Origin of the sequence: Cytobacillus firmus (assembly GCF_023612095.1) — a bacterium.
Classification (GTDB): Bacteria; Bacillota; Bacilli; order Bacillales; family Cytobacillaceae; genus Cytobacillus.
This window is the reverse complement of sequence record NZ_CP086235.1, coordinates 2,915,427-2,942,154: the sequence shown is the minus strand read 5'-3', so window position 1 is coordinate 2,942,154 and position 26,728 is coordinate 2,915,427. Positions and strand designations below refer to the sequence as shown.

The following is a 26,728-nucleotide window of genomic DNA, read 5'->3' as shown; positions in this document are numbered from 1 at the left end:
GAACCTTTGCTTGGCAAGTCGAGTCACCGACGCTTGCTCAGTAACAGGGGATTGAAAATTTAGGAGGTGAACCGGATGGCAATCACTAAAGAACGTAAAAATGAGCTAATCAATGAGTTCAAAACTCATGAGAGCGACACTGGATCTCCAGAAGTTCAAATCGCTGTCCTTACTGAAGAAATCAACAATTTGAACGACCATTTACGTACTCACAAGAAAGACCACCATTCACGTCGCGGTCTTTTGAAAATGGTTGGTAAGCGTCGTAACCTATTAACTTACCTTCGCAACAAAGACGTTGCACGCTACCGTGAGTTAATCAATAAGCTTGGCTTACGTCGATAATCAACAGAAGCGGGATTTTTTCCCGCTTTTTTATTAGCTTTAAAAACTTGAATTTTGTTCCTGATCATGTACATACATAACTTATCCTATTTTAGCAAACGGGAAAATTGTGCATACTATAAGATGCCTAATTTTATTATGATTAACGAGCATTTCATGCTTTTATATAAAACTGGACTGCGGGCAATGCAAAGCCATGAACTTTTGCGTCTTCGCAGGAAATTAACAATTAAACGGACCAGGCAGAATTGACGCCTGTCCTTAAGTGAATGCAGAGAGGGGTACAATTATGGGACAAGATAAACATGTCTACAGCCTTGATTGGGCTGGGCGCAAATTGACCGTAGAGATTGGCCAGCTGGCTAAACAGGCTAACGGTGCAGTTTTAGTGCGCTACGGTGATACTGTAGTTTTAAGTACAGCTACAGCATCAAAAGAACCAAAAAATCTGGATTTCTTTCCACTGACAGTTAACTATGAAGAACGTTTGTATGCTGTTGGTAAGATTCCGGGCGGTTTTATTAAGAGAGAGGGCCGTCCAAGTGAAAAAGCGATTTTGGCAAGCCGTTTAATTGACAGGCCTATCCGTCCATTATTCGCTGACGGTTTCAGAAATGATGTACAGGTTGTAAGCATGGTGATGAGTGTGGATCAAAACTGCTCATCAGAAATGGCTGCAATGTTCGGTTCATCATTAGCCCTTTCTGTGTCGGATATTCCATTTGGCGGACCGATTGCTGGAGTCAGCGTAGGCCGCATCGATGGAGAATTTATCATTAATCCATCTGTAGAACAGGCTGAAAAAAGCGATATCACCCTTGTTGTAGCGGGTACAAAAGATGCGATTAACATGGTTGAAGCAGGCGCAGAGGAAGTGCCTGAGGAAACGATGCTTGAAGCAATTATGTTTGGTCATGAGGAAATTAAACGCCTTATTGCTTTCCAGGAAGAAATTGCATCTGAAATCGGGAAAGAGAAGATGGACATTGTTTTATACCAGGTTGACCAGAACTTAGAAGCGGAAGTTCGCGGCATCTGTGAGAAGGATATGATTCAAGCTATCCAGGTGCAGGAGAAACATGCACGTGAAGCAGCCATAAAAGCAGTTAAAGAAGAAATCACAGCTAAATATGAAGGTGAAGAGGCAGACGACGACAAGCTTAAGCAAATCAGGAAGATCCTTGATAAAATTGTTAAAGCTGAAGTTCGCCGCTTAATAACAGAAGATAAAGTGCGTCCGGATGGACGCGGATTGGATGTCATCCGCCCGCTGTCCTCAGAAGTAGACCTTCTGCCGCGTACACATGGTTCAGGTTTGTTTACACGCGGACAAACTCAGGCATTGAGCATTTGTACATTAGGAGCTCTTGGAGATGTACAGATTCTGGACGGACTGGGAATTGAAGAAGAAAAAGATTCATGCACCATTACAACTTCCCTAATTTCAGTGTAGGTGAAACTGGGCCAATTAGAGGGCCGGGCCGCCGTGAAATCGGGCATGGTGCTCTTGGGGAACGTGCTCTTGAGCCGATTATTCCTTCTGAAAAGGATTTCCCTTATACGATTCGTCTTGTATCAGAGGTGCTGGAATCAAATGGTTCAACATCACAGGCAAGTATTTGTGCAAGTACTCTGGCTATGATGGATGCAGGTGTGCCTATTAAAGCTCCGGTTGCCGGTATAGCAATGGGTCTAATTAAATCAGGCGAGCATTATTCAATCCTGACAGACATTCAGGGTATGGAAGATCACCTTGGAGATATGGACTTCAAAGTGGCGGGTACCTCTAAGGGAGTTACTGCTCTGCAAATGGATATTAAGATTGAAGGTCTGTCCCGTGAGATTCTGGAAGAAGCACTGCAGCAGGCGAAGAAAGGCCGCATGCAGATTCTGGATTCCATGCTGAGCACTATTGAACAGCCAAGAAAAGAGCTGTCTGAATATGCTCCTAAGATTCTGATGATGTCAATCAACCCTGACAAAATCCGTGATGTAATTGGGCCGAGCGGAAAACAGATCAATAAGATCATCGAAGAAACAGGCGTTAAGATTGATATTGAACAAGATGGAACAGTATTCATTTCATCTGTAAATGAAGAAATGAATCAAAAAGCGAAGAAGATTATTGAAGATATCGTACGTGAAGTGGAAGTTGGACAAATGTATCTGGGCAAGGTAAAACGGATTGAAAAATTCGGTGCATTTGTTGAAATCTTCTCTGGTAAAGATGGATTAGTTCACATTTCAGAACTTGCTGAAGAGCGTGTTGGGAAAGTGGAAGATGTGCTATCCATTGGTGACGAACTTCTGGTAAAAGTTACTGAGATCGATAAACAAGGCCGCGTAAATCTTTCCCGCAAAGCCGTATTGCGTGAACAGCGTGAGCAAAAGGAAAAAGCACAGCAATAATACTAACCTCTATTTAAAAGAGAAGCATTTTGCGTGGCGATTTTCCTAAAAGCCAGGGGAAACCCTGGCTTTTTACATATACGAATTTCCATTGGCTCTTGCCTTATACTGCATACCTTTGTTACTGGGTTCCGTTCTACCTTGTCCCTTCAAATCATACTATGAATTGAAGGAGGCATGAAGAATGAGAAAGTTTATCCATATTACGATCATGTTTGTAATGGCACTTGTTTTTATCAATAATCCTTTTACTGATCAGTATGTATCAGGCCTTAAACAAGAAACAGATGCCATAACTGTTTCCAAGCCAAAGGATTCCCTATATGAAGAAATTACAGCAAAAAAAGAAGAATTCAGCATTCCTCCACAGGATGCAAAAATAGACCCTGTATGGAAAGCCATTCCCGGCCTTAACGGAATTGAAGTAGATGTTGAGGCGTCGTATAGGAAGATGAAGTCAGGCAAAAAGTTCAATGAAGATAAGCTTGTATTTAAACAAATTGAACCGAAGGTGAAGTTAAAGGACCTGCCGCCGTCACCAGTATATAAAGGCCATCCTGATAAACCGATGGTCAGCTTCATCATTAATGTAGCATGGGGAAATGAATATTTATCCGGTATGCTGGCCACTTTAAAGGAACATAATGTGTCAGCAAGTTTTTTTCTTGAAGGAAGATGGGTAAAGAATAATCCTGAACTCGCCAGAATGATTATGGATGCAGGCCATGAAGTAGGCAACCATTCGTACACTCATCCCGATATGAAAGTGATCTCTTCCGCAAGGACAAGGGAAGAAATACAAAAAACAAATGATGTGATTGAAGCCACAATGGATGAAAAGCTGAGTAAGCCTATTACATGGTTTGCTCCTCCAAGCGGCAGCTATAGAGATGAAACAGTGAAGATTGCTGCCGAGAAAAACCTGGGCACTGTCATGTGGACTGTTGATACAGTGGATTGGAGGAAGCCCGCCCCGGATGTACTGGTAAACAGAGTGTTATCAAAGGTCAACAATGGATCACTGATCCTGATGCATCCTACAGAATCCACCGAAAAATCACTTGATAGACTTATAACAGGGCTTAAGCAGAAGAACCTGGAGATTGGAACAGTATCCGAGCTGTTAAGCGAGAAGAGAATCCAGTATAGGGAAAATAATAATCAGGATTTTGGAAAAAATAACAATAATAATATAAACTAATGTAAGCGTATGTCTTTGGGTTTCAGAACAGGAGGAATTTATTTGATCAAGAAATATACATGCCAAAACGGGGTAAGAGTCGTACTAGAAAACATTCCAACCGTCCGTTCTGTAGCGATAGGAGTATGGATCGGAACAGGTTCAAGAAATGAAATTCCCGAGAATAATGGAATTTCTCATTTCCTTGAGCATATGTTCTTCAAAGGAACGAAAACGAGAACAGCCCGGGAAATTGCTGAGAGCTTTGACAGTATTGGCGGGCAGGTGAACGCCTTCACTTCAAAAGAATATACATGCTACTATGCAAAAGTACTGGATACCCATTCTGATTTTGCTCTTGAAGTGCTTTCTGATATGTTTTTTAACTCTACGTTTGTGGATGAGGAACTGAACAAAGAAAAGAATGTTGTTTACGAAGAAATCAAAATGTATGAAGACACGCCTGACGATATCGTTCATGATCTTTTGAGCAAAGCAATCTACGAGAACCACTCACTTGGCTATCCGATTCTTGGTACTGAAGGAACGCTGGCCGCGTTTAATGGCGAAACATTAAAACAGTATATGCATGAAACATACACGCCTGAAAATATTGTGATTTCCATTGCCGGAAATATTGAGGAATCTTTCATCAAAGAAGTTGAAAAGTACTTTGGAGCCTACGAAGGCGGTAAGAGAGAACGTACAGAGCAGAAGCCTGAGTTTCATTCAAACCATCTTGCCCGTAAAAAGGATACCGAGCAGGCTCATCTTTGCTTAGGCTTTGAAGGTCTGCAGGTAGGGCATGAGGAAATATACAACCTGATTGTTTTAAATAATATTTTGGGTGGAAGCATGAGCAGCCGCTTATTCCAGGATGTCAGGGAACAAAAAGGATTGGCTTATTCAGTTTTCTCTTATCATTCTGCCTTCCAGGATAGCGGAATAGTGACGCTTTACGGCGGAACGGGAGCAAAACAGCTGGATGTTCTTTTTGATACGATTCAGGAAACCCTTGCCACTCTTAAAAAAGAAGGCATCACAGATAAAGAGCTTAATAACAGTAAAGAGCAGCTCAAAGGAAGCTTAATGCTAAGCCTTGAAAGCACAAACAGCAGGATGAGCCGCAATGGCAAAAATGAACTGCTTCTGGGCCGCCATCGGTCTATGGATGAAATCGTGGATGAAATCGACGCAGTTTCCATGCAGGGTGTGAATAATATGGCGAATTCCATTTTCACAGATCATTATTCAGTGGCTTTAATAAGTCCGGATGGAGAACTTCCGAAAAATCTTTAACATTTAGTTCAATTGCGAAATTGGAGAAACAGCCTGTATCATGCAGGCTGTTTTCTTTTTGGCCTGGACTTCTAAAACTTCAGGCTGAACGATAAGAATATAGAGAAGAGAAAAGGAGGGCAGATGATGAGATTAAGTGAGCTGAGCGGAAAGGAAATTGTGGATGTGAAGCGTGCAGAACGGCTGGGAGTACTTGGGCAGACAGACCTTGAAATAAATGAAAAAAGCGGGCAGATTCAGGCATTGCTCATCCCTTCATTAAAGTGGTTCGGCTTCATGCGCCAGGGGGATGAAATCCGGGTCTCATGGCAGCATATCAGGAAAATAGGAAATGACATGATCATTATTGATATCCCGGAATCTGAAGATCAGCAGGAATAGTTTTGAAGGAAGGGCCGGTTAGGTCCTTTTTGTTTTTACCGGGAAGTTTACTTTCTCAATCCCCTTATAAATCCCTTCTAACTTTGACCCAGTTTCTTTTAAGTGGAAAACTCACCTATTGCCCCGTTCATACATAAGATGTTGAAGTAGTTCATTACAAACTTATGGTTATTAATTGATTTGCCGGCCCAATTCTAACGCCATTACTTTTAAAGATAAAACTGCTTGCAATTGCTGTCTTGTGCAACTGCTTAGTAAAGCGGCGTTGCCGGTGCGAGGATACTTTTTACCAGGAGTCATGAAGTTGTAGGCTTCAAAAATAAATGCTTTCTTAAAAAGAAAGAAAAAAGAAGGTGAGTGTTGCATGCTGACAGGAACCCAAATTGCAGTCATCGGCGGTGATGCAAGGCAGCTCGAAATCATCCGTAAACTGACCGAGCTTGATGCAAAGCTCGCATTAATTGGTTTTGAGCAGCTTGATCATGCGTTCTCAGGCGCGGTAAAAGAAAAAATAGATGAAGTGGACTTTACCAATATAGACGCAATTATCCTGCCTGTTCCCGGAACGGGTCTGGAGGGGCAGATTGAAACGATTTTCTCCAATGAAAAAGTAACTTTTGAAGAGGAAATCCTCTCCCAGACTCCGGCCCACTGTACAGTTTATTCGGGCATAACCAATTCATATTTAACCGGAGTAACCAAATCGGCGGACCGCCGTCTTGTTCAATTATTTGAACGTGATGATGTAGCTATTTATAATTCCATTCCAACAGTTGAAGGAACCATTATGATGGCAATCCAGCATACAGATTTCACCATTCATGGTTCTAACATTGCCGTTATAGGCCTTGGCAGAGTTGGAATGAGTGTAGCAAGAACCTTTCATGCACTTGGTGCAAAAGTAAAGGTGGGGGCGAGAAAAAGTGAGCACATCGCCAGGATAACGGAAATGGGCTTAACCCCATTTAACCTGAAGGAAATTGAGGATGCGGTAAAAGATGTTGATATTTGCATAAACACAGCTCCCCATTTAGTTGTAACAGCGTCCGTCATATCGAAGATGCCGACACATACGCTTATCATTGACCTGGCTTCAAAACCCGGAGGCACTGATTTCCGCTACGCAGAAAAACGGGGAGTAAAAGCACTGCTCGCTCCTGGCCTGCCTGGAATCGTTGCTCCGAAAACAGCCGGACAAATACTGGCGAATGTTCTTTCTCAATTGATTAAGGAAGATTTGCAAAAGAGAAAGGGGAATACAATATGAGTTTGAAAGGAAAAAGAATCGGATTCGGATTAACTGGATCGCATTGCACATATGATGCAGTGTTCCCGGAAATAGAAAGGCTTGTTCTCGCCGGGGCTGAAGTGCTTCCGGTCGTAACCTTTACAGTAAAGAGCACTGAGACCAGATTCGGAAAAGGGGAAGACTGGGTTCAGAGAATAGAAGATCTGACTGGACATAAAGTGATTGATTCGATTGTGAAAGCAGAGCCGCTTGGACCTAAGATCCCTCTTGATTGCATGGTGATTGCCCCGCTTACCGGAAATACGATGAGCAAATTTGCCAATGCAATGACCGACTCGCCTGTCCTAATGGCAGCAAAGGCAACCTTAAGAAACGGTAAACCGGTCGTGCTGGGAATATCCACAAATGATGCATTGGGTTTAAATGGAGTAAACTTAATGAGACTAATGGCAACGAAAAATATTTATTTTATTCCATATGGCCAGGATGATCCTGTGAAGAAACCAAACTCAATGGTGGCAAGAATGACAGCATTATCTGATACAGTGCTTCATGCCATGGAAGGTAAACAGCTTCAGCCGGTTCTAGTGGAAAGATATAAAGACGACAATTAGCCCCCTATTTTTTCTAGCAAAAATTTTAGTCCTTTAGTGAACGAATATGTTAAAATAAAGATTATTAAGATAACCAACCTCCAAGGTCTGTTTAAAATAATGTTAACCTCTTGGAGTATGAACAATATGCTGATAATATAAATGGAAGCCTGCCATCTTAATAATCAGGCAGGAAAACGGCTGCCAATTGATTTTGGCTGCCGTTCTATTGAATTTTGGGCTATTGTTTTTCACTAAAAACTAACTTTGCTAGAAAAATATAATGGTATTGGAAGGGGAAAAGAAATTTGGAACAGAAAAAAGGATTTCATGTCGCGGTAGTTGGAGCAACTGGTGCAGTTGGCCAGCAAATGATTCAAACACTTGAAAACAGAGATTTTCCGATCACTCAATTAACTCTCTTATCATCTGCCCGTTCCGCCGGATCAAAGGTAGCTTTCAAGGGCCAGGAGTATACGGTTCAAGAAGCGAAGCCAGAGAGCTTTAAAGGCGTGGACATCGCACTATTCAGCGCAGGAGGAAACGTTTCACAGGAACTGGCCCCACATGCTGTCGAACATGGTGCCATTGTGGTAGACAATACAAGTGCTTTCCGTATGGATCCAAATGTGCCTCTTGTCGTACCTGAAGTAAATGAAGATGACCTTCATAAGCATAATGGCATTATCGCCAATCCAAACTGTTCAACAATCCAAATGGTTGTTGCACTAAAGCCGGTAAAAGAGAAATTCGGCTTAAAAAAAGTAATTGTTTCTACTTACCAGGCTGTTTCAGGTTCTGGAGCAGCTGCAGTTCAAGAGCTGAATGAGCAGACAAAAGCCATTTTAAATAACGAAGAGTATGAGCCGTCAATTCTTCCTGTAAAGAGCGATAAAAAACATTATCAAATTGCATTCAATGCAATCCCGCAAATTGATAAATTTCAGGATAATGGCTACACGTACGAAGAAATGAAAATGATCAATGAGACAAAGAAAATCATGCATATGCCGGAGCTGCAAGTGGCTGCTACATGCGTGCGTCTTCCAGTGGCAACAGGACATTCAGAGTCCCTTTATTTTGAAGTGGAATCAGACAGCGTTACGGCAAATGAAGTAAAGAGCCTTCTGGAAAATGCACCTGGAGTTGTCCTGCAGGATGATCCGGAAAATCAAATTTACCCGATGCCAGCTGATTGTGTCGGTAAAAATGATGTGTTCGTCGGCCGTATCCGCAAAGATCTGGATGAAGATAAAGGCTTTCATATGTGGGTTGTTTCTGATAATCTTCTTAAAGGGGCAGCATGGAATTCAGTGCAGATCGCCGAAAGTTTAATTAATCTGGGAATAGTGAAATAGTTATCGTATTCTCTTCATGTTGAGAGGTTAGAGGTGTTTTAATGAATATCATCGTTCAAAAATATGGAGGCACATCAGTCCGCGACGAGAGTAGCCGCGAGCATGCAGCTAAGCATATCAAAAAAGCGCTGGCAGATGGATACAAGGTTGTTGTCGTTGTTTCAGCAATGGGCCGAAAAGGAGATCCATATGCAACCGACACACTGCTTTCGCTGGTAGAAGGCAATAATACCAAAATCAGCAAACGCGAAACGGATCTGCTCTTATCCTGCGGTGAAGTCATCTCAAGTGTTGTTTTTTCAAACATGCTAAAAGAACATGGGATCACAGCAGCAGCAATGACTGGTGCACAGGCAGGATTTAGAACGAATAATGATCATACTAACGCAAAAATTATCGATATGAAATGCGACAGGCTTTTGAAAGAGCTTGAAAATCATGATGTTATCGTGGTTGCAGGATTTCAGGGATCATCAAAAACCGGTGATGTCACAACCATCGGCAGGGGCGGCAGTGATACCTCTGCAGCGGCTCTTGGAGCAGCCCTAAATGCGGAGTGGATAGATATCTTTACTGATGTGGAAGGCATTATGACCGCTGATCCCCGCATTGCTGAAAATGCGCGCCCATTATCAGTGGTCACTTACACAGAGGTCTGCAATATGGCATATCAGGGCGCTAAGGTCATTCACCCCCGGGCAGTCGAAATTGCCATGCAGGCAAAAATTCCGATCAGAATCCGTTCAACATACTCCGACAGTCTCGGAACCCTTGTCACAACATTGAATAAGAACAGACGCGGAACAGATATTAAAGAGCGTTCGGTAACTGGAATAGCCCATGTTTCCAATGTGACACAAATTAAGGTCCTTGCGAAGAAAGACCAATACGATCTGCAGTCTGAGGTCTTTAAAGCCATGGCTACCCAGGGAATTAGTGTTGACTTTATCAATATATATCCTAATGGCGTCAACTACACCGTAACGGAAGAAATGACCGATAAAGCGATTAGTATTTTAAAGGGCCTGGGTCATGATCCGCTGGTTGAAAGAGAGTGTGCGAAAGTTTCGGTTGTCGGAGCTGGAATGCAGGGTGTACCCGGAGTGGCCTCGCGGATCGTTACGGCATTGTCCGAGCAGGGAATCCGTATTCTGCAGTCAGCAGACAGCCATACAACAATCTGGGTCCTGGTAAAGCAGGCAGATTTGATAAAGTCTGTTAATGCATTGCACGATGCTTTCCGCCTGGAAGAAGATTTAGCGGAATATGAGAGAACAGACATTTAAAAATTTGAAAATAACATGTTTAAAAAGGGGAAGAAAGCCATTCAGCGGTTAACGACGGATTTGTATCCTATGCGGCAGATCCGACCGTTTCTTCCCGATCTTTTAAACATCTGCAAGGAGTGTAAACATGGTTCTATTTGGCCGAGTATCAACAGCAATGGTAACACCATTCGATAATAAGGGACATATTGATTTCCCTAAGACGACACAGCTAATCAATCATCTTATTGAAAACGGAACAGATTCTTTAGTTGTTGCCGGGACAACAGGGGAGTCCCCAACACTGACAAAAGAGGAAAAGCTGGCATTATTCAAACATGCAGTGAAAGCAGCTGACAAACGGGTGCCTGTCATTGCCGGCACCGGAAGCAATAACACGTATGAATCCATTGAATTAACGAAAAAAGCAGAGCAAATTGGTGTTGATGCGATCATGATCGTAGCACCATATTACAATAAGCCAAATCAGGAAGGGCTTTACCAGCATTTCAAGGCAATTGCGGAAAGCACGAGCCTCCCGGTAATGGTTTATAATATTCCGGGACGCTCTTCAGTGAATATTCTGCCAGAAACAATCATCCGCCTTTCCGAAATCTCTAACATCGCGGCAGTGAAAGAAGCAAGCGGAGATCTGAATGCAATGGCCAAAATTATTGCTAATACGGATGATGACTTTATGCTATACAGCGGTGATGACGGACTTACTCTTCCATGTATGGCAATAGGCGGGACTGGAATTGTGTCTGTTGCTTCCCATGTAATAGGGAATGAAATGCAGGAAATGATCACAGCTTACCTGAATGGTGAAAATGAAAAAGCTGCAAAAATCCATCAAAAAATTCTTCCGATCATGGAGGGTCTTTTCGCAGCCCCAAGCCCAGTGCCTGTAAAAACGGCGCTGCAGCTTAAAGGGCTGGATGTCGGATCCGTCCGTCTTCCAATGGTCCCATTAACAGAACAGGAACGCAGTGCAGTTGCTGCCCTATTTAAATAATACTTTGCTTGCCAACCAGTGCTTTGCTGGTTGGTTTTTATTTTATTATATGGCGGATTTATAACCCTCAAAAACTAGAGACTAAATATAAAAAGCCCCAGGAACGCTCAAATAAAGCCCATGTATAAATTTGGTTGTCATGTTTTTACGACTTCAAGTATAATATGGATAACTGATCTTGATCGGCTGAACATGCATGGGAGGATAATACATTGAAAAAGAGACAGAATGATAGCATCAAGCTGGCAGCACTCGGAGGAGTCGGAGAACTTGGGAAGAATATGTATTTGGCAGAGGTGGACGAGGATATATATGTCATCGATGCCGGATTAATGTTCCCTGAAAATGAAATGCTCGGAATTGATATCGTGATACCGGATGTTACATATCTAGTTCAAAACAAGGAAAGAGTAAAAGGAATTTTTCTGACACATGGACATGAGGATCATATTGGTGGACTGTCTTATGTGCTTGCAAAAGTCAATGTACCTGTTTACGGAACAAAGCTGACTCTGGCGCTGGCCAAAGCCAAAATGAAGGAACAGGAATACAAAGGCAAGGCACAGTTTATTGAAATCAATTCAGATACCAGGGTTGAATTTGATTCGGCAGATGTAACTTTTTTTAGAACCAGCCATAGCATTCCGGATAGTGTGGGTGTTGCCATACATACATCAGAAGGTGCAATTGTGTATACCGGCGACTTTAAATTCGATCAGGCAGCGACTGACTTATACAAACCTGAAATCGGCAAAATGGCGCGCTTAGGTGAAGAAGGAGTTCTTTGCCTTCTATCTGACAGTACCGAAGCAGAAAAACCAGGCTACACCAGCTCAGAATCGAAGGTGGCCAGAGAGATGACAGCTGCATTCTATGCTGCTAAGGGGAGAGTCATTGCGGCTTCCTTTGCATCTGACTTAATTCGTATACAGCATATTTTTGATGCAGCGATCGAAACAGGCAGGAAACTGGCAGTGGTCGGCAAAAGTCTGCAGAGAATCTATGACATTGCTCTGCAGCTCGGATATTTGCAGGTAGGAGAAGATGTGATTATTCCTGTTGCTGAGATCGGCAAATACAGTGATGACCAAATCGTGGTTCTTACCACGGGTACACAGGGAGAGCCAATCGAAGCACTCCAAAAAATGGCGAAGCAGTCCCATAGACAGGTCAATATAAAACACGGCGATACCGTTTTACTCGCTGCATCACCATTAAGAGGCACTGAGGTATTTATTTTCAAAACCATTGATATGCTGTTTAGAGCGGGTGCTGAGGTAATCCCAGGAAAGGGAACCTTTAATACCTCGAGCCATGGCAGCCAGGAAGAACTTAAATTTATGATTAATCTGATGAGTCCCAAATTCTTCATCCCTGTTTCATGGGGAGTACCGAATGCTGAAAGCCCATGCAAAAGTTGCTTTGGAGTGCGGATTATCAAGCGGACAAATTTTTATCCCGGATAAAGGCGATGTAGCAGAAATCAAGGATGGCACAATCGTACCCGGAGGGAAAATTCCATCAGGTAATGTTCTGATTGACGGAATTGGTGTCGGCGATGTCGGAAATATTGTCTTAAGAGACCGGAAGCTGCTTTCTCAGGATGGTGTTTTATTGGTGGTAGTTACTCTTAATAAAAAAGAAAAGAAAATCTCAGCTGGCCCTGAAATCATTACAAGAGGATTTGTGTATGTCAGGGAATCAGAAAAGCTTCTTGAGGAAGCTGTAAAAATAGTAAGAGAAGCGGTAGAACAGAACCTTGCCAGAGAAGCATTTGACTGGTCAGGAATTAAGCAGGATATGCGTGACAGCCTGAATCAGTATCTTTATGAAAAAACAAAACGCAGACCAATGATTCTTCCAATTCTTATGGAGGGATAACAGTCAGAACACAGCCCGCATCGATTGCAGGGCTGTGTTTTTTGCTTTTGACCCTCAGGTAATAATGCGCATGAAAAATGATCACGCGTTCATACTAACAATATATTGCTTGAAGGGAGAAATAAGGATGGAAAACGATTTGAAAAATACCCGCAATGAGGGCGGAGAAGGGCAAGAACAGCCGAAAGAGGATAAACCTTCTGCCCTTATGGAAAAAATTCAGCAGCTAGGACAAACAAATGTGCCGCAGCTGTCTCAGGATTCCAAAATTCACTGCTTGACAATTGTCGGACAGGTGGAAGGGCATCTTCAGCTTCCGCCGCAAAATAAAACAACAAAATATGAGCATTTAATCCCTCAGATCGTTGCGATTGAGCAAAACCCAAAGATAGAAGGTCTTCTGGTTATCTTGAATACTGTTGGCGGCGATGTGGAGGCCGGGCTGGCAATATCAGAAATGCTTGCATCATTGTCTAAGCCAACAGTCTCCATTGTCCTTGGAGGCGGCCATTCCATTGGTGTTCCTATTGCGGTATCATGCGATTATTCCTTTATTGCAGAGACAGCTACGATGACCATCCACCCTATCAGACTGACCGGCCTGGTAATCGGTGTGCCGCAAACGTTTGAGTATATGGATAAAATGCAGGATCGGGTAATTAATTTTGTAACAAAGCATTCCAATATATCAGAACAGAAATTTAAAGACCTGATGTTTGATAAGGGCAACCTGACCAGGGATATAGGGACGAATGTGGTCGGCAGGGATGCTGTTGAGTATGGACTGATTGATGAAGTAGGCGGTGTTGGGCCTGCGCTCGCAAAGCTGAATGAGCTGATTGATATGAATAAACCAACAGAAGAAGTGATGGTTCAATGATCCTTTATACAATGATGCCGCAAGAACTCATTTACCAAAATGAGCAGGACGATTTCAGCAAGCAGAAGATTGTCTCATATGAAGGAATCCCTCTCCTTGTTGAAATGAATGCAGGACAGGAATGCCGCATTTTAAGAATCATGAGCAGCGATCCCACCCATTATATGGATGAAAGGTACACTCCCGGTTCCATGATCACTTTGACGCAGTTAAGCTGATAAATCCTTTCAAAAAACAACTTAATTTAGAATCGTTATGATATAATAAAAGTAACTTTAGAAGCAGCCAAAAAATGGCTGCTTCTTCTTTCATAACAGACATGATGTATTACATAATGGAATTTAGATGATGCTGTTAATAAGAATAATGATAAGGTGATAATATGGCCAAAAGAAAGAAAAGAAAGTCTAAAAAGAACGAAACATTGAAACGGACAATGAAATTTGAACTAATTGCCCTGATTTTGCTGGCACTTGCGGTAATATCAATTGCCAGGCTCGGAGCGGTCGGGAATGCAACGGTGCTTTTTTTCCGTTTTTTTATGGGAGAATGGTACATGCTCAGCCTGATTGGACTTGTTATTTTTTCAGGTTATCTGATGTGGAAGAGGGCACTTCCCTATCTTTTCCACACGAAATTAATCGGAATTTATCTCATCATAAGCTCCCTACTGCTGTTGAGTCATGTAACATTATTTCAGCTTCTCTCAAATGGAGGGAAGTTTGATGATCCGAGTGTAATAGCCAATACGTGGGAACTATTCCGGATGGAAGTCCGGGGAGAAACAAGCACAACCGATTTAGGCGGAGGAATGCTGGGGGCTATTTTTTTCGCCCTCTTTTATTATCTTTTTGATGAAGCAGGATCAAAAATTGTAGCCTTTTTATTAATTATTATCGGTTTTGTTCTTATCACTGGAAAAACGTTCGGAGATGCTGCAGGGAAAATGATGGCCGCAATTCTTAATTTCTGCAAGAAACAATGGGCTGCTTTTATAAATGATATGAAAGAATGGAAACAAAAAGGCAGAGAAAGACGAGAAGAAAGGCAGTCAAGAAGAGAAGAAGAGCAGCGTGCTCTTCAGCAGGAAGAAGAACCTGAAACGGTAATAACGATCAATAATTCTTCCGAACCGGTATCTGAACCAACTCCCGAACCAATAATATCAAGCTTTGCCGAAAGAGCTTATCAGGAGGATCTCCGGGATGCGGCTGCTGATCAGCCACAGGAAAAGGCAGTCACAGAGCAGGAGGATGAAAATGCGCCGCCTATCACGTTTACAGAAGTGGAAAACAAAGACTACGAGCTGCCTCCTATCAGACTTTTAAAACTGCCAAGGCAAACTGATCAAAGCGGTGAATATGAGCTAATCCACGCGAATGCTGCTAAGCTCGAAAGAACATTTCAGAGTTTCGGAGTAAAAGCAAGGGTGACACAGGTTCATTTAGGTCCGGCTGTTACAAAATATGAGGTTCATCCGGATGTTGGAGTAAAGGTAAGCAAAATCGTTAGTCTGAATGATGATTTGGCATTGGCACTGGCAGCTAAGGATATCCGGATCGAAGCACCTATTCCGGGTAAATCAGCTATTGGAATAGAAGTCCCTAACTCAGAAGTGGCTATGGTTTCTCTAAGGGAAGTAATTGAATCCAAACAAAATGACAAGCCGGACTCCAAGCTTATGATCGGGCTGGGCCGTGATATAACCGGAGAAGCTGTCCTCGCAGAACTCAATAAAATGCCCCACCTTCTTGTTGCCGGCGCGACAGGAAGCGGAAAGAGTGTTTGTATTAACGGAATCATTACCAGCATTTTGATGAGAGCAAAACCACATGAAGTAAAATTAATGATGATTGACCCTAAAATGGTCGAGTTGAATGTTTACAATGGGGTGCCTCATTTACTGGCACCGGTTGTGACAAATCCGAAGAAAGCTGCTCAGGCGCTGCAGAAAGTTGTCAGTGAGATGGAAAGGCGCTATGAGCTGTTCTCACATACTGGCACAAGGAATATCGAAGGCTATAATGAGTATGTAAAAAGGCATAATGCAGAAGAGGAGGCACAGCAGCCCCTCCTGCCGTATATTGTTGTTATAGTGGACGAGCTTGCAGACTTAATGATGGTGGCATCCTCCGATGTGGAAGACGCAATCACTCGCCTTGCTCAAATGGCACGGGCGGCAGGCATCCATTTAATAATCGCAACTCAACGTCCGTCAGTGGATGTTATCACAGGTGTAATTAAAGCAAATATACCTTCAAGAATTGCGTTTGCTGTTTCATCAATGACAGATTCAAGAACCATCCTGGATATGGGCGGAGCGGAAAAACTACTGGGAAGAGGAGATATGCTTTTCCTTCCTGTTGGTGCTTCAAAACCAGTCCGTGTACAGGGAGCCTTCCTGTCAGATGAAGAAGTTGAAGAGATAGTGGACTTCGTCATCGGCCAGCAGAAGGCGCAATATCAGGAAGAAATGATTCCGGAGGATATCCCGGAAGCTGCAGGAGAAGTGGATGATGATCTTTATGAAGAAGCTGTTGAATTGATATTGGAAATGCAGACTGCTTCTGTCTCCATGCTTCAGAGAAGATTCAGAATTGGCTATACGAGAGCGGCAAGGCTGATCGATGAAATGGAAGCAAGGGGGATTGTCGGACCATATGAAGGCAGCAAGCCAAGATCTGTGCTCCAGGGCAAGCCTTCGGAGGAAGCAAGTTCTTAAAATTAATAAGCATGACATATTTAAAAATGGCCTGTCTGCGGACGGCCATTTTTTTAATGTACCAAGAAGATAAATGCCTAAAAAGAAAGGACAATAAAAAAATACAGTTCAATATGCCATACTACTAAAAGCGCTTACATAAAATGAAAGAGGTATGGTACTTTCAACTCATTACAAAATAGGGTTTTTTAACCGGTGCATTTTGTACAGTGACCTTAAATGTAATCGTTTTCAAAGTAGTATTATACCAGAAAAAAAGAATTGGTACAGAGGGATTCACAAACATTTTGTTCTTTTCACCTTTTTTCGACAAATTGATAAATTTCTATTTCTTTATTGGGTAAAAAGTGTTATAGTATTTTCGATTAGTAGGAATGATTGAACATCAGAGGTCTGATGTCTTGAGAACTGAAGTTGGAGGAACCCTGCATGTCTATTAAGTCAGATAACCGGCATTTATATTTGCAAGTCATCGATCGATTAAAACAAGATATTGAAGATGGAGTGTATAAAGAAAAAGAAAAGCTTCCATCAGAATTTGATCTTGCCAAACAGCTTGGTGTCAGCAGAGCTACACTGCGGGAGGCGCTGCGCATTCTTGAAGAAGAAAACGTAATTATCCGCCGTCACGGTGTAGGCACCTTTGTAAATGCAAAGCCGCTATTTACATCAGGCATCGAACAGCTTAATAGTGTCACAAACATGATTTTGCAGGCAGGGATGAAGCCGGGAACCGTTTTCTTGAGTTCTGTAACTTTGGGACCTACTGAAGACGATATCCGCAGATTCTCATGTGCGCCAGACCAGGAGATTGCTGTAATTGAGAGGGTTAGAACAGCGAATGGTGAACCGGTCGTTTATTGTGTGGATAAAGTTCCTGAGAATATTCTCTCGGATACATTTTCCCACGAACAAGAGTCGATCCTCAACATGCTTGAAGAAGAGGCAAACCGGAAAATCACTTATGCTGTCGCTCAAATCGAGCCTATTGGCTATCACGAGAAAATTTCCCCTATTCTGGAATGTGACCCTGAAACTGCATTGCTTGTACTAAAGCAGATGCATTTCGATGAAGCGGATACACCGATTCTTTATTCGGTCAATTATTTCAGAGCTGATAAGTTCAGTTTCCATGTCCTCAGAAAGAGAATCTAGCTTTTTGGGAAGCACGAAAACACAATCATTCATTCCGCTAATGCAAAAACAATTTCTTAGGGGGTACCAACCTTGAAAAAGCGTAAATTTGGATTGGCGCTATCTTTAGTTCTTGCTGCTGGAACGATTCTGGGTGCTTGCGGCAAAAGTGAAGAAAAAGGCGGAGAAACAGCTGGCGGAGACGATAAAGAAAAAGCATTCTCTGTAGCGATGGTAACAGATGTCGGCGGTGTAGATGATAAATCATTTAACCAATCTGCTTGGGAAGGTTTAAAAGCATTTGGTGACGAAAATGGACTTGAAAAAGGAAAAGGCGGATTTGACTATCTTCAATCACAGTCAGATGCTGACTATTCTACAAACCTTAATACATTAGCGCGTCAGGACTTTGATCTTGTTTTTGGAATCGGTTTCTTAATGGAAGGTGCAATCAATGAGATTGCTCAGCAGCAAAAAGATTCCCATTTCGGTATCGTTGACGCGGTAGTAGATCAGCCGAACGTAGCAAGCATCATGTTCAAAGAGCAGGAAGCTGCATTCCTTGCGGGTGTTGCTGCAGCAAATGCAACTAAAGAAAACAAAATTGGTTTCATCGGCGGTATGGAAATTCCGGTTATCGAGCGTTTTGAATCTGGATTCCTTGCTGGTGTTCAAGCGGTAAACCCTGATATTAAAGTAGAAGTTCAATATGCTGGTGCATTTGATAAAGCTGAATTAGGCCAGACAATTGCTTCTAAAATGTACTCTTCTGGCGTAGATGTAATCTTCCACGCTGCCGGCGGAACTGGAAACGGTCTTTTCAAGGAAGCTCGTGACCTTAAAAAGAAAGACCCGGAAAGAGAACTTTGGGCAATTGGTGTTGACTCAGATCAGACAGCTGAAGGTGTAGTAGAAATCGATGGCAAAGAGCACAATGTAATTCTTACATCAGCTCTTAAGCGTGTAGACAATGCTGTTAAGGACCTTTCTACAAAGGCTAAAGACGGCAGCTTCCCTGGTGGAGAAACAACTACTTACGGATTGGCTGAAGACGGTGTAGGCCTTGCTCCTATCAACCCGGAAGTATCTGCTAAAGCAGAAATCGAAGGTGCAGTTAAAGAATGGCAGGAAAAGATCAAGAATGGTGACCTGACTGTCCCATCTTCAAAAGATGAACTGGCTTCTTTCTCAGTTGAATAATTAATTTTAGGAATAAGCAGGTTGCACTGCGGCCTCTTATTCCTTTTTTAAAAAAATTAAAAGTTTAAATGAAGGGCAGAATTAATTCTGTATTTCACTTAGATTTTTAATGCACTAATTCTTATTTTAAATTATTTAGGAGCTTGGCTTTATGGCCAGGTTTTTCTAAGAAATTCCAAGGTCTGACCTCTTACTACTAAAAGATTTCCTTATATTTTGAGCAAGGAGTGAAACAAATGGATTATGTTATTGAAATGCTCAACATACGCAAGGAATTTCCTGGAATCGTTGCAAATGATAATATTACGCTTCAGCTGAAACCAGGTGAAATTCATGCGCTGCTTGGCGAAAATGGTGCAGGCAAGTCAACATTGATGAACGTCCTTTTTGGCTTATATCAGCCTGAAAAGGGTGAAATTAAAGTTAAAGGAAAACCGGTGAGCATCACCGATCCAAATATAGCAAATGACTTGGGCATCGGGATGGTCCATCAGCATTTTATGCTTGTAGACCGTTTCACTGTCACTGAAAATATTATTCTTGGAAAAGAAACAACCAAAGGCGGAAAAATTGATATTAAAAAGGCTGAGAAGGAAGTTAGGGAGATTTCCGAGCGATATGGACTTGCGGTTGACCCGCAGGCGAAAATATCCGATATTTCAGTTGGAATGCAGCAGCGTGTGGAGATCTTAAAGACTCTTTATCGTGGTGCTGAAATCCTTATTTTTGATGAGCCTACTGCTGTTCTGACTCCACAGGAAATTAAAGAGTTAATCCAGATTCTGAAAACTCTAATTCAGGAAGGCAAATCTATAATTCTAATCACTCACAAGCTAAAGGAAATTATGGAAGTGTGTGATCGGGTAACGGTTATCCGCAAAGGAGTTGGAATCGGTACCGTTAATGTAAGTGAAACGAACCCGAATGACCTTGCCAGCTTAATGGTGGGAAGGGAAGTTACTTTTAAAACGGATAAAACCGACTCAAAGCCGCAGGAGCAGGTGCTTGAGATTCATGATCTAAATGTGAAAGATTCTCGGGGGCTTGGTGCTGTTAATAATCTTAACCTCAATGTACGGGCAGGTGAAATTGTCGGTATTGCCGGCGTAGACGGGAATGGACAGTCAGAATTAATTGAGGCAATCACTGGCTTGAGGAAATCTGAAAGCGGTTCAATTAAATTGAATGGCAAAGAAATTGTGAATATGTCTCCTCGTAAAGTTACGGAGACTGGTGTAGGGCATATCCCTCAGGACCGTCACAAGCATGGACTTGTCCTCGATTTTCCAATTGGAGAGAATATGGTTCTGCAAACCTATTACAAAGCTCCATTTTCTAAAAAGGGTGTTCTAAACTTTAAACAAATCTACAGCAAAGCAACAAAGCTGATTAAAGAATTCGACGTTAGGACCCCAAGTGAATATACACTTGCACGGGCACTTTCCGGAGGTAACCAGCAGAAAGCCATAATCGGACGTGAAATTGACCGCAATCCGGATCTTCTGATTGCTGCTCAGCCGACACGCGGCCTGGATGTTGGTGCAATTGAATACATTCACAGGCGTCTGATTGAACAGCGTGACCAAGGGAAAGCAGTGCTGCTTCTTTCATTTGAATTGGATGAAATAATGAATGTCAGCGACCGGATCGCTGTTATTTATGAGGGTGAAATTGTAGCAGTAGTTGACCCGAAACAAACTACTGAACAAGAATTAGGTTTATTGATGGCCGGTTCTAAACGGAAGGAAGCAGGTGGCGAAAACCATGTCTAATCGCATGAAGAATATTGTCGTACCTCTAGTTGCCGTTCTGCTCGGGGTATTAGTAGGCACAATCATTATGATAGCAACTGGATATAATGCCGGATCTGCATTTATTGCCTTATGGAACGGTGCTTTTGGTGAAATCTACTACACTGGTGAAGTAGTCAGACAGGTTACACCTTATATTCTTGCCGGTTTGGCGGTTGCATTTGCTTTTCGTACAGGCTTATTTAATATCGGTGTTGAAGGACAGCTGATCGTCGGATGGCTTGCAGCTGTTTGGGTAGGGGTTACATTTGAACTTCCAAAGTTCATCCATCTGCCGCTAGCGGTTCTCGCAGCTGCAGCTGCTGGAGCGCTGTGGGCATTCATACCGGGCCTTTTGAAAGCCAAGTTTAAAGTGCATGAAGTTATTGTCACGATCATGATGAACTATGTGGCCTTGCATGTAACCAACTATATAGTCCGTACGGTTCTTTCAGAAAAAAGTGACCGGAGCGAGATGATTGCAGAATCTGCATCATTGCGTTCCCCGTTTCTTGAAGGATTAACTGATTATTCCCGTTTGCACTGGGGAATTTTAATTGCTTTAGCATGTGTGTTTATTATGTGGTTCCTATTAGAAAAAACATCTAAAGGATACGAATTGCGAGCTGTAGGCTTTAACCAGCATGCATCTGAATATGCAGGCATGAGCGTCAGCAAAAATATCATTTTATCAATGGTCATCTCAGGAGCATTTGCAGGACTTGCGGGTGCGATGGAAGCGTTGGGTACATTCGGCTATGCAGCCATAAAGGGCGGCTTTACCGGAGTAGGTTTTGACGGAATCGCGGTAGCACTCTTAGGCGGGAATGGTCCAATTGGAATTATTTTTGCAGCATTGCTATTCGGAAGCTTGAAGGTCGGCGCCTTAAACATGCCGCTTGAAGCTGGAGTTCCTAATGAACTGGTTGATATTATCATTGCTCTTATCGTGTTCTTTGTTGCTGCAAGCTATATGATTCGCATCTTTATTGACCGTATCAGCAAAAAGGGGGTGAAGTAAGTGGGCTTAATGGAGATCTTATTAATTATTATTCCAGCAACTTTGCTTTGGGCAGCCCCGCTTATTTTCACTGGATTGGGCGGAAACTTTTCAGAAAGCTCCGGTGTTGTAAATATTGGTTTAGAAGGCTTGATGGTAATTGGAGCGTTCACTGCCATTGTTTTTAACCTAACATTTGTTGATGTATTTGGCAGCGTGACACCGTGGGTTGCATTACTCGCAGCTATGGTTGTTGGAGCTCTGCTATCCATCCTGCATGCTGTTGCTTCTATTACCTTTAGAGCAGACCAGGTTGTGTCAGGGGTTGCAATTAACCTTCTGGCAATTGGTGCGGCACTGTTCCTGGTTAAATTCATTTATGGAAAAGGCCAGACAGATATCATTCAAAAAGGATTCAGCAAAGTGGATATTCCATTTTTGAGTGATATCCCTGTTATAGGTAAATTATTTTTCTCAAACACTTACTATACTTCATTCGTTGCCATAGCCGTTGCATTTCTCGCCTGGTTTGTGATGTTTAAAACTCCATTCGGGCTAAGGCTGCGTGCGGTTGGTGAACATCCAATGGCTGCCGATACAATGGGTATTAATGTCACAAGGATGAGATACATTGGGGTATTAATCTCCGGAGCCCTTGCAGGAATTGGCGGCGGTGTGTATGCACAGTCGATTTCTTCAGACTTCGGCCATGCAACCATCAGCGGACAGGGCTTTATGGCATTGGCGGCATTGATCTTTGGTAAGTGGCATCCGCTTGGTGTTATGGGTGCGGCTCTATTCTTTGGATTTGCGCAAAGCTTGAGCATCATGGGCTCCAGCCTTCCATTCCTGGAGAATATTCCAAATGTATACCTTCTCATTGCACCATATGTTTTAACGATTCTGGCATTAACTGGTTTCATCGGACGCGCGGATGCTCCAAAAGCAGCTGGTATTCCTTATATAAAAGGAAAACGTTAACACACAAAGCCTCATTTCTTTTCGGAAATGGGGCTTTATATTTTTCAGATTCTTATTAAAAACCATCACTTATAAAAAAATATATAAACCTTCCAATACAGCCAATAACTTGAAATAAAGAAATAGGGCAAGGTATAGTAAGAATATGATTTATTACAAAGGATATTATAGAAGATAGCAGCAAAGTGTTTACATACAGGGGATGCTCCCTCTATTTACTATTGACCGTACTTTGGACTCATCAATCTACTGACAGGAGGAAAAGACATGGCCATAATCTCTGAATCCGTAAAAGCCATGAATGGCTATAAGCTTCACGTGGTTAAAACAGAGAAATATAAAACCAATACCCTGGTTTGGAAAATGAAAGCCCCGCTTGAAAAGAATACAGTTACTTTAAGATCCCTATTGCCTCATGTATTACAGAGCAGCAGTTCGTCCTACCCTTCAACCGGAAAGCTGCGGGCTTACCTTGATGAATTATATGGTGCAACACTTTTCGTCGATTTGGCGAAAAAGGGTGAGTATCATGTCATGACCATTTCAGTTGAAATCGCAAACGAAAAGTTTCTTTCTGATCCGACTCCTCTTTTGAAAAAAGCGTTCCAATTTTTAGCGGAAATTCTGACAAAGCCAAATGTGCATGAAGGCGCTTTTGACCAGGATACAGTTGAAAAAGAAAAAAGGACACTTAAACAGCGAATTCAATCAGTTTACGATGATAAAATGCGCTATTCCAATTTCCGGCTGGTTCAGGAAATGTGCAAAGATGAGCCGTATGCACTGCATGTGCATGGCGAGAAAGAAGATGTGGACAATATTACTCCTCAAAGCCTTTTTGAATATTATCAGCAGGCATTGGCGGAGGATGAGCTTGATTTATATGTTATAGGTGACGTGGAAGAGGCAGACGCCGAATCCTATGCAGGGGAGCTTTTAACCTTTGAGGAGAGAACGCCTCAGACATCGCCTGCATCCACTGTTAGAACGAAGGAATCTGTAAACGAAGTCCGGGAAGAACAAGATGTGAAGCAGGGGAAACTAAATATCGGCTACCGGACAAATGTCGTTTACGGTGATCCGGAATATTATGCGCTTCAGGTATTCAATGGAATCTTCGGAGGATTTTCTCATTCAAAACTGTTCTTGAACGTCCGGGAAAAAGCCAGCCTCGCATACTACGTAGCCAGCCGCCTGGAAAGCCATAAAGGGTTAATGATGGTGATGTCCGGAATCGATAACAGCAACTATGACCAGGCAGTGAGTATTATTAAAGAGCAGCTAGAATCTATGAAGAATGGTGACTTTACAGAACAGGAAATGGAACAGACCAAAGCAGTCATTAAAAATCAGCTTCTGGAGACTGTTGATACAGCACGCGGGATTGTCGAGGTCCTTTACCATAATGTTGTGTCAGGGAAAGAAATTACCCTTCAAACCTGGATGGATGAAATGGATAAGGTAACCAAAGAGGAAATTGCCGAAACAGCCAAGAAGGTCAGTTTGGATACTGTGTACTTTCTGACAGGAAAGGAGGCGGGCAAGTAATGGAAAAAATCACTTTTGACCAGCTTCAGGAAGAGCTGTATCATGAAAAACTTGATAATGGGCTGGATGTATATATTCTGCCGAAGAAGGGTTTTAACAAGACCTATGCCACCTTTACGACAAAGTATGGGTCAATCGACAATCATTTCTCCCCCCGGAAAAGAGGAGTTTGTAAAAGTTCCGGATGGGATTGCACATTTTTTGGAGCATAAGCTATTTGAGAAAGAAGACGGGGATGTATTCCAGCAATTCAGCAAGCAGGGAGCATCAGCTAATGCTTTTACATCTTTCACAAGGACAGCTTATCTATTTTCCAGCACGTCCAATGTAGAGATGAACCTTGAAACGCTGATTGATTTTGTGCAGGACCCATATTTTACAGAAAAGACTGTTGAAAAAGAGAAAGGCATCATCGGCCAGGAAATCACCATGTATGATGACAATCCTGACTGGCGCTTATATTTTGGACTGATCGAAAATATGTTCAGAAACCACCCTGTTAAAATCGATATCGCTGGTACGATCGAGTCCATTTCACATATCACGAAGGATATGCTTTATGAATGCTATGAGACTTTCTACCACCCTAGCAACATGCTGCTGTTCATTGTCGGTCCCGTTGATCCGAATCAGATTATGTCTCAGGTGAGGGATAATCAAAGCAAGAAGGATTATAAAGAGATCCCCGAAATCAAACGCCATTTCGAAGAAGAGCCTTCTGAAGCGGCCAAAAAGAAAAAAGTTCTTGAGATGAATGTCCAGACCTCAAAGTGCCTGGTCGGGATAAAGAGCAGTACTGCAAATCAGTCCGGCAAAGAAATGCTGAAAAATGAGCTGAGTCTTAATGTGCTGCTGGATATCTTTTTCGGTAAAAGCTCTGAGCATTACAGTACACTTTATAGTGAAGGGTTAATTGATGACACATTCTCCTTCGATTATACGCAGGAGCAGGGCTTTGGATTTGCCATGGTGGGCGGAGACACGAACGATCCTGACCGTTTGGCTGAAACACTGCAAAAGATGCTCCTGGATGCCAGGGAAAAGGGAGCTATTTCACAGGAAACACTCGATCGGACTAAAAAGAAGAAAATAGGTGCATTCCTGCGGGCTGTCAATTCACCGGAATATATCGCCAACCAATTTACCCGGTATGCTTTTAATGAAATGGATTTATTTGATGTTGTGCCGACCCTTGAAAGCATCACACTTGAGGATGTGGAAAATGCGGCTGGTAATTTGATAAGTGAAGAACGGTTTACGGTTTGTCAGGTTGTCCCTAAGAAATGAAAAGCAGTTTCAGCAGAGCGCCATTAAATGGCGCTTTGCTTTTTTCGGGAGGATATGAAATGAGGAAATTTGCATTAATAACTGGAGCGAGCGGAGGAATCGGCCAGGCAATCAGCGTTAAACTGGCAGAAGAAGGCTATTCGCTTTATTTGCATTACAATCAAAATGAGGAGGGGGTCAACAGGCTTCTGGATCGCCTTCAAAGGTTTGGCGGAGAATTTATTCCGATTCAGGCAGACCTGTCTGTACCAGGCGGGTATAAAAAAATTATTCCTAATATATTTTCACTTGATGCTATTATCCATAATAGCGGAACAGCTCAATATGGACTTCTTACCGAAATACAGCAAATGGAAATGGAAGCTTTGATGAACCTTCATGTGACCTCGCCGCTTCTCCTGACGAAAGAGCTCCTGCCCAAACTTTTATCAAAAAGGAGCGGAAATATCGTATTGGTTTCCTCGATATGGGGCCAGACGGGTGCCGCTTGTGAAGTTGCTTACTCGGCTGCAAAGGGTGCACAAATTGCTTTTGCAAAAGCTTTAAGCAAGGAGGTTGCCCTGAACGGAGTGAGGGTTAATGCTATTGCCCCTGGTGCAGTTGAGACGGACATGCTGAAGGATTTTACTGAAGAAGAGCTTGAAACTGTAAAAAGTGAAATTCCTATGGGCAGGCTTGCCTTGCCTGCTGACATAGCCAACGCCATTTCCTTTCTTCTTTCGGTAAATGCCTCGTATATTACCGGACAGGTTATGGCAGTGAATGGCGGCTGGTATACGTAACTGCCGCTCGTTCAAAGAAGTGTCACATATTTTTTGTGTCATGTCTATGTGCATGCATATTTTATTCAGCCCCTAAGCACAATATAATTGTACAACATTTAAAGGAGGCAAAATTATGTCTGTACTAGATAACTGGCAGCAATGGAAAGATTTCCTTGGCGATCGTCTTCATCAGGGAATGGATCAGGGAATGAATAAGGATACAGTAAATGACCTTGCTTATCAAATTGGCGATTATTTAGCCAAACAAGTGGAGCCAAAAAATGACCAGGAAAAAATCCTGGCTGATCTCTGGTCTGTAGCAAGCCCTGATGAGCAGCATGCCATTGCCAATATGATGGTAAAGCTTGTTCAAAACGACGGTACCCGCTAAGAAAATAATAGTAATCAGTGAAAAGAGAGGATTGCCTCTCTTTTCGCTTTTTTCCC

20 protein-coding genes and 3 pseudogenes are annotated in these 26,728 nt (G+C 42.5%); all 23 read left to right on the top strand.

What is annotated here, in order from left to right; genetic code table 11:
• Positions 1 to 75 precede the first annotated feature (75 nt).
• The 23 genes and pseudogenes from rpsO (at position 76) to LLY41_RS14680 (ending at position 26,672) form a co-directional block, all read left to right on the top strand.
• Positions 76 to 345: a 30S ribosomal protein S15 gene (gene rpsO, locus LLY41_RS14790; protein ID WP_009330698.1), complete on the top strand. Its 270-nt coding sequence runs from the start codon at positions 76 to 78 to the stop codon at positions 343 to 345.
• 289 nt (positions 346 to 634) lie between these two features.
• Positions 635 to 2,754, top strand: a pseudogene (pnp, locus tag LLY41_RS14785) (polyribonucleotide nucleotidyltransferase).
• A gap of 184 nt (positions 2,755 to 2,938) precedes the next feature.
• Positions 2,939 to 3,955: a polysaccharide deacetylase family protein gene (locus LLY41_RS14780; RefSeq protein WP_095242393.1), complete on the top strand. Its 1,017-nt coding sequence runs from the start codon at positions 2,939 to 2,941 to the stop codon at positions 3,953 to 3,955.
• A gap of 42 nt (positions 3,956 to 3,997) precedes the next feature.
• Positions 3,998 to 5,233, top strand: a complete 1,236-nt coding sequence (locus LLY41_RS14775) for a M16 family metallopeptidase (protein ID WP_304585738.1) — start codon at positions 3,998 to 4,000, stop codon at positions 5,231 to 5,233.
• Between the two features lie 126 nt (positions 5,234 to 5,359).
• Complete coding sequence (locus tag LLY41_RS14770; protein WP_048008980.1) at positions 5,360 to 5,614, top strand: YlmC/YmxH family sporulation protein; 255 nt, start codon at positions 5,360 to 5,362, stop codon at positions 5,612 to 5,614.
• A 364-nt stretch (positions 5,615 to 5,978) separates the two neighbouring features.
• Positions 5,979 to 6,881, top strand: a complete 903-nt coding sequence (gene dpaA / locus LLY41_RS14765) for a dipicolinic acid synthetase subunit A (RefSeq protein ID WP_095242395.1) — start codon at positions 5,979 to 5,981, stop codon at positions 6,879 to 6,881.
• The gene (gene dpaB / locus LLY41_RS14760) at positions 6,878 to 7,477 is read left to right on the top strand and encodes a dipicolinate synthase subunit B (RefSeq protein ID WP_048008979.1); all 600 of its coding nucleotides are present in this window, start codon (positions 6,878 to 6,880) and stop codon (positions 7,475 to 7,477) included. The genes dpaA and dpaB overlap by 4 nt, the downstream gene beginning before the upstream one ends.
• 287 nt (positions 7,478 to 7,764) lie before the next feature.
• Positions 7,765 to 8,814 carry an aspartate-semialdehyde dehydrogenase gene (gene asd / locus LLY41_RS14755; RefSeq protein ID WP_095242396.1) on the top strand — a complete coding sequence of 350 codons (1,050 nt, stop codon included), beginning with the start codon at positions 7,765 to 7,767 and terminating at the stop codon, positions 8,812 to 8,814.
• Positions 8,815 to 8,855: 41 nt separating this feature from the next.
• Positions 8,856 to 10,100 carry an aspartate kinase gene (gene dapG / locus LLY41_RS14750; protein ID WP_095242397.1) on the top strand — a complete coding sequence of 415 codons (1,245 nt, stop codon included), beginning with the start codon at positions 8,856 to 8,858 and terminating at the stop codon, positions 10,098 to 10,100.
• A 127-nt stretch (positions 10,101 to 10,227) separates the two neighbouring features.
• Entirely contained in the window at positions 10,228 to 11,094 is an 867-nt protein-coding gene (gene dapA / locus LLY41_RS14745) for a 4-hydroxy-tetrahydrodipicolinate synthase (protein WP_095242398.1), read from the top strand.
• Positions 11,095 to 11,306: 212 nt separating this feature from the next.
• Positions 11,307 to 12,975, top strand: a pseudogene (locus LLY41_RS14740) (ribonuclease J).
• Positions 12,976 to 13,102: 127 nt separating this feature from the next.
• A complete protein-coding gene (locus LLY41_RS14735) occupies positions 13,103 to 13,855 on the top strand; it encodes a ClpP family protease (protein ID WP_095242400.1) in 753 nt (250 codons plus the stop codon).
• On the top strand, positions 13,852 to 14,073 hold the full coding sequence (locus LLY41_RS14730; RefSeq protein WP_061791018.1) for a YlzJ-like family protein: 222 nt from the start codon (positions 13,852 to 13,854) through the stop codon (positions 14,071 to 14,073). The genes LLY41_RS14735 and LLY41_RS14730 overlap by 4 nt, the downstream gene beginning before the upstream one ends.
• A 164-nt stretch (positions 14,074 to 14,237) precedes the next feature.
• Positions 14,238 to 16,577: a DNA translocase FtsK gene (locus LLY41_RS14725; RefSeq protein ID WP_304585737.1), complete on the top strand. Its 2,340-nt coding sequence runs from the start codon at positions 14,238 to 14,240 to the stop codon at positions 16,575 to 16,577.
• Positions 16,578 to 17,006: 429 nt separating this feature from the next.
• On the top strand, positions 17,007 to 17,732 hold the full coding sequence (locus LLY41_RS14720) for a GntR family transcriptional regulator (protein ID WP_304585736.1): 726 nt from the start codon (positions 17,007 to 17,009) through the stop codon (positions 17,730 to 17,732).
• Between the two features lie 72 nt (positions 17,733 to 17,804).
• Positions 17,805 to 18,911 carry a BMP family lipoprotein gene (locus tag LLY41_RS14715; RefSeq protein ID WP_304585735.1) on the top strand — a complete coding sequence of 369 codons (1,107 nt, stop codon included), beginning with the start codon at positions 17,805 to 17,807 and terminating at the stop codon, positions 18,909 to 18,911.
• A 236-nt stretch (positions 18,912 to 19,147) separates the two neighbouring features.
• The gene (locus LLY41_RS14710) at positions 19,148 to 20,683 is read left to right on the top strand and encodes an ABC transporter ATP-binding protein (RefSeq protein ID WP_095242404.1); all 1,536 of its coding nucleotides are present in this window, start codon (positions 19,148 to 19,150) and stop codon (positions 20,681 to 20,683) included.
• Positions 20,676 to 21,722: an ABC transporter permease gene (locus tag LLY41_RS14705; RefSeq protein WP_304585734.1), complete on the top strand. Its 1,047-nt coding sequence runs from the start codon at positions 20,676 to 20,678 to the stop codon at positions 21,720 to 21,722. Before LLY41_RS14710 ends, LLY41_RS14705 begins: the two co-directional genes overlap by 8 nt.
• Positions 21,723 to 22,682, top strand: a complete 960-nt coding sequence (locus LLY41_RS14700; RefSeq protein WP_304585733.1) for an ABC transporter permease — start codon at positions 21,723 to 21,725, stop codon at positions 22,680 to 22,682. It begins immediately after the preceding gene.
• 267 nt (positions 22,683 to 22,949) lie between these two features.
• Positions 22,950 to 24,230: an EF-P 5-aminopentanol modification-associated protein YfmF gene (gene yfmF / locus LLY41_RS14695; RefSeq protein WP_304585732.1), complete on the top strand. Its 1,281-nt coding sequence runs from the start codon at positions 22,950 to 22,952 to the stop codon at positions 24,228 to 24,230.
• Positions 24,230 to 25,517: pseudogene (yfmH, locus tag LLY41_RS14690) on the top strand (EF-P 5-aminopentanol modification-associated protein YfmH). The gene yfmF and the pseudogene yfmH overlap by 1 nt, the downstream one beginning before the upstream one ends.
• Positions 25,518 to 25,576: 59 nt before the next feature.
• Positions 25,577 to 26,299 carry an elongation factor P 5-aminopentanone reductase gene (gene ymfI / locus LLY41_RS14685; RefSeq protein WP_095242409.1) on the top strand — a complete coding sequence of 241 codons (723 nt, stop codon included), beginning with the start codon at positions 25,577 to 25,579 and terminating at the stop codon, positions 26,297 to 26,299.
• Positions 26,300 to 26,414: 115 nt separating this feature from the next.
• On the top strand, positions 26,415 to 26,672 hold the full coding sequence (locus LLY41_RS14680) for a DUF3243 domain-containing protein (protein WP_095242410.1): 258 nt from the start codon (positions 26,415 to 26,417) through the stop codon (positions 26,670 to 26,672).
• Positions 26,673 to 26,728 lie beyond the last annotated feature (56 nt).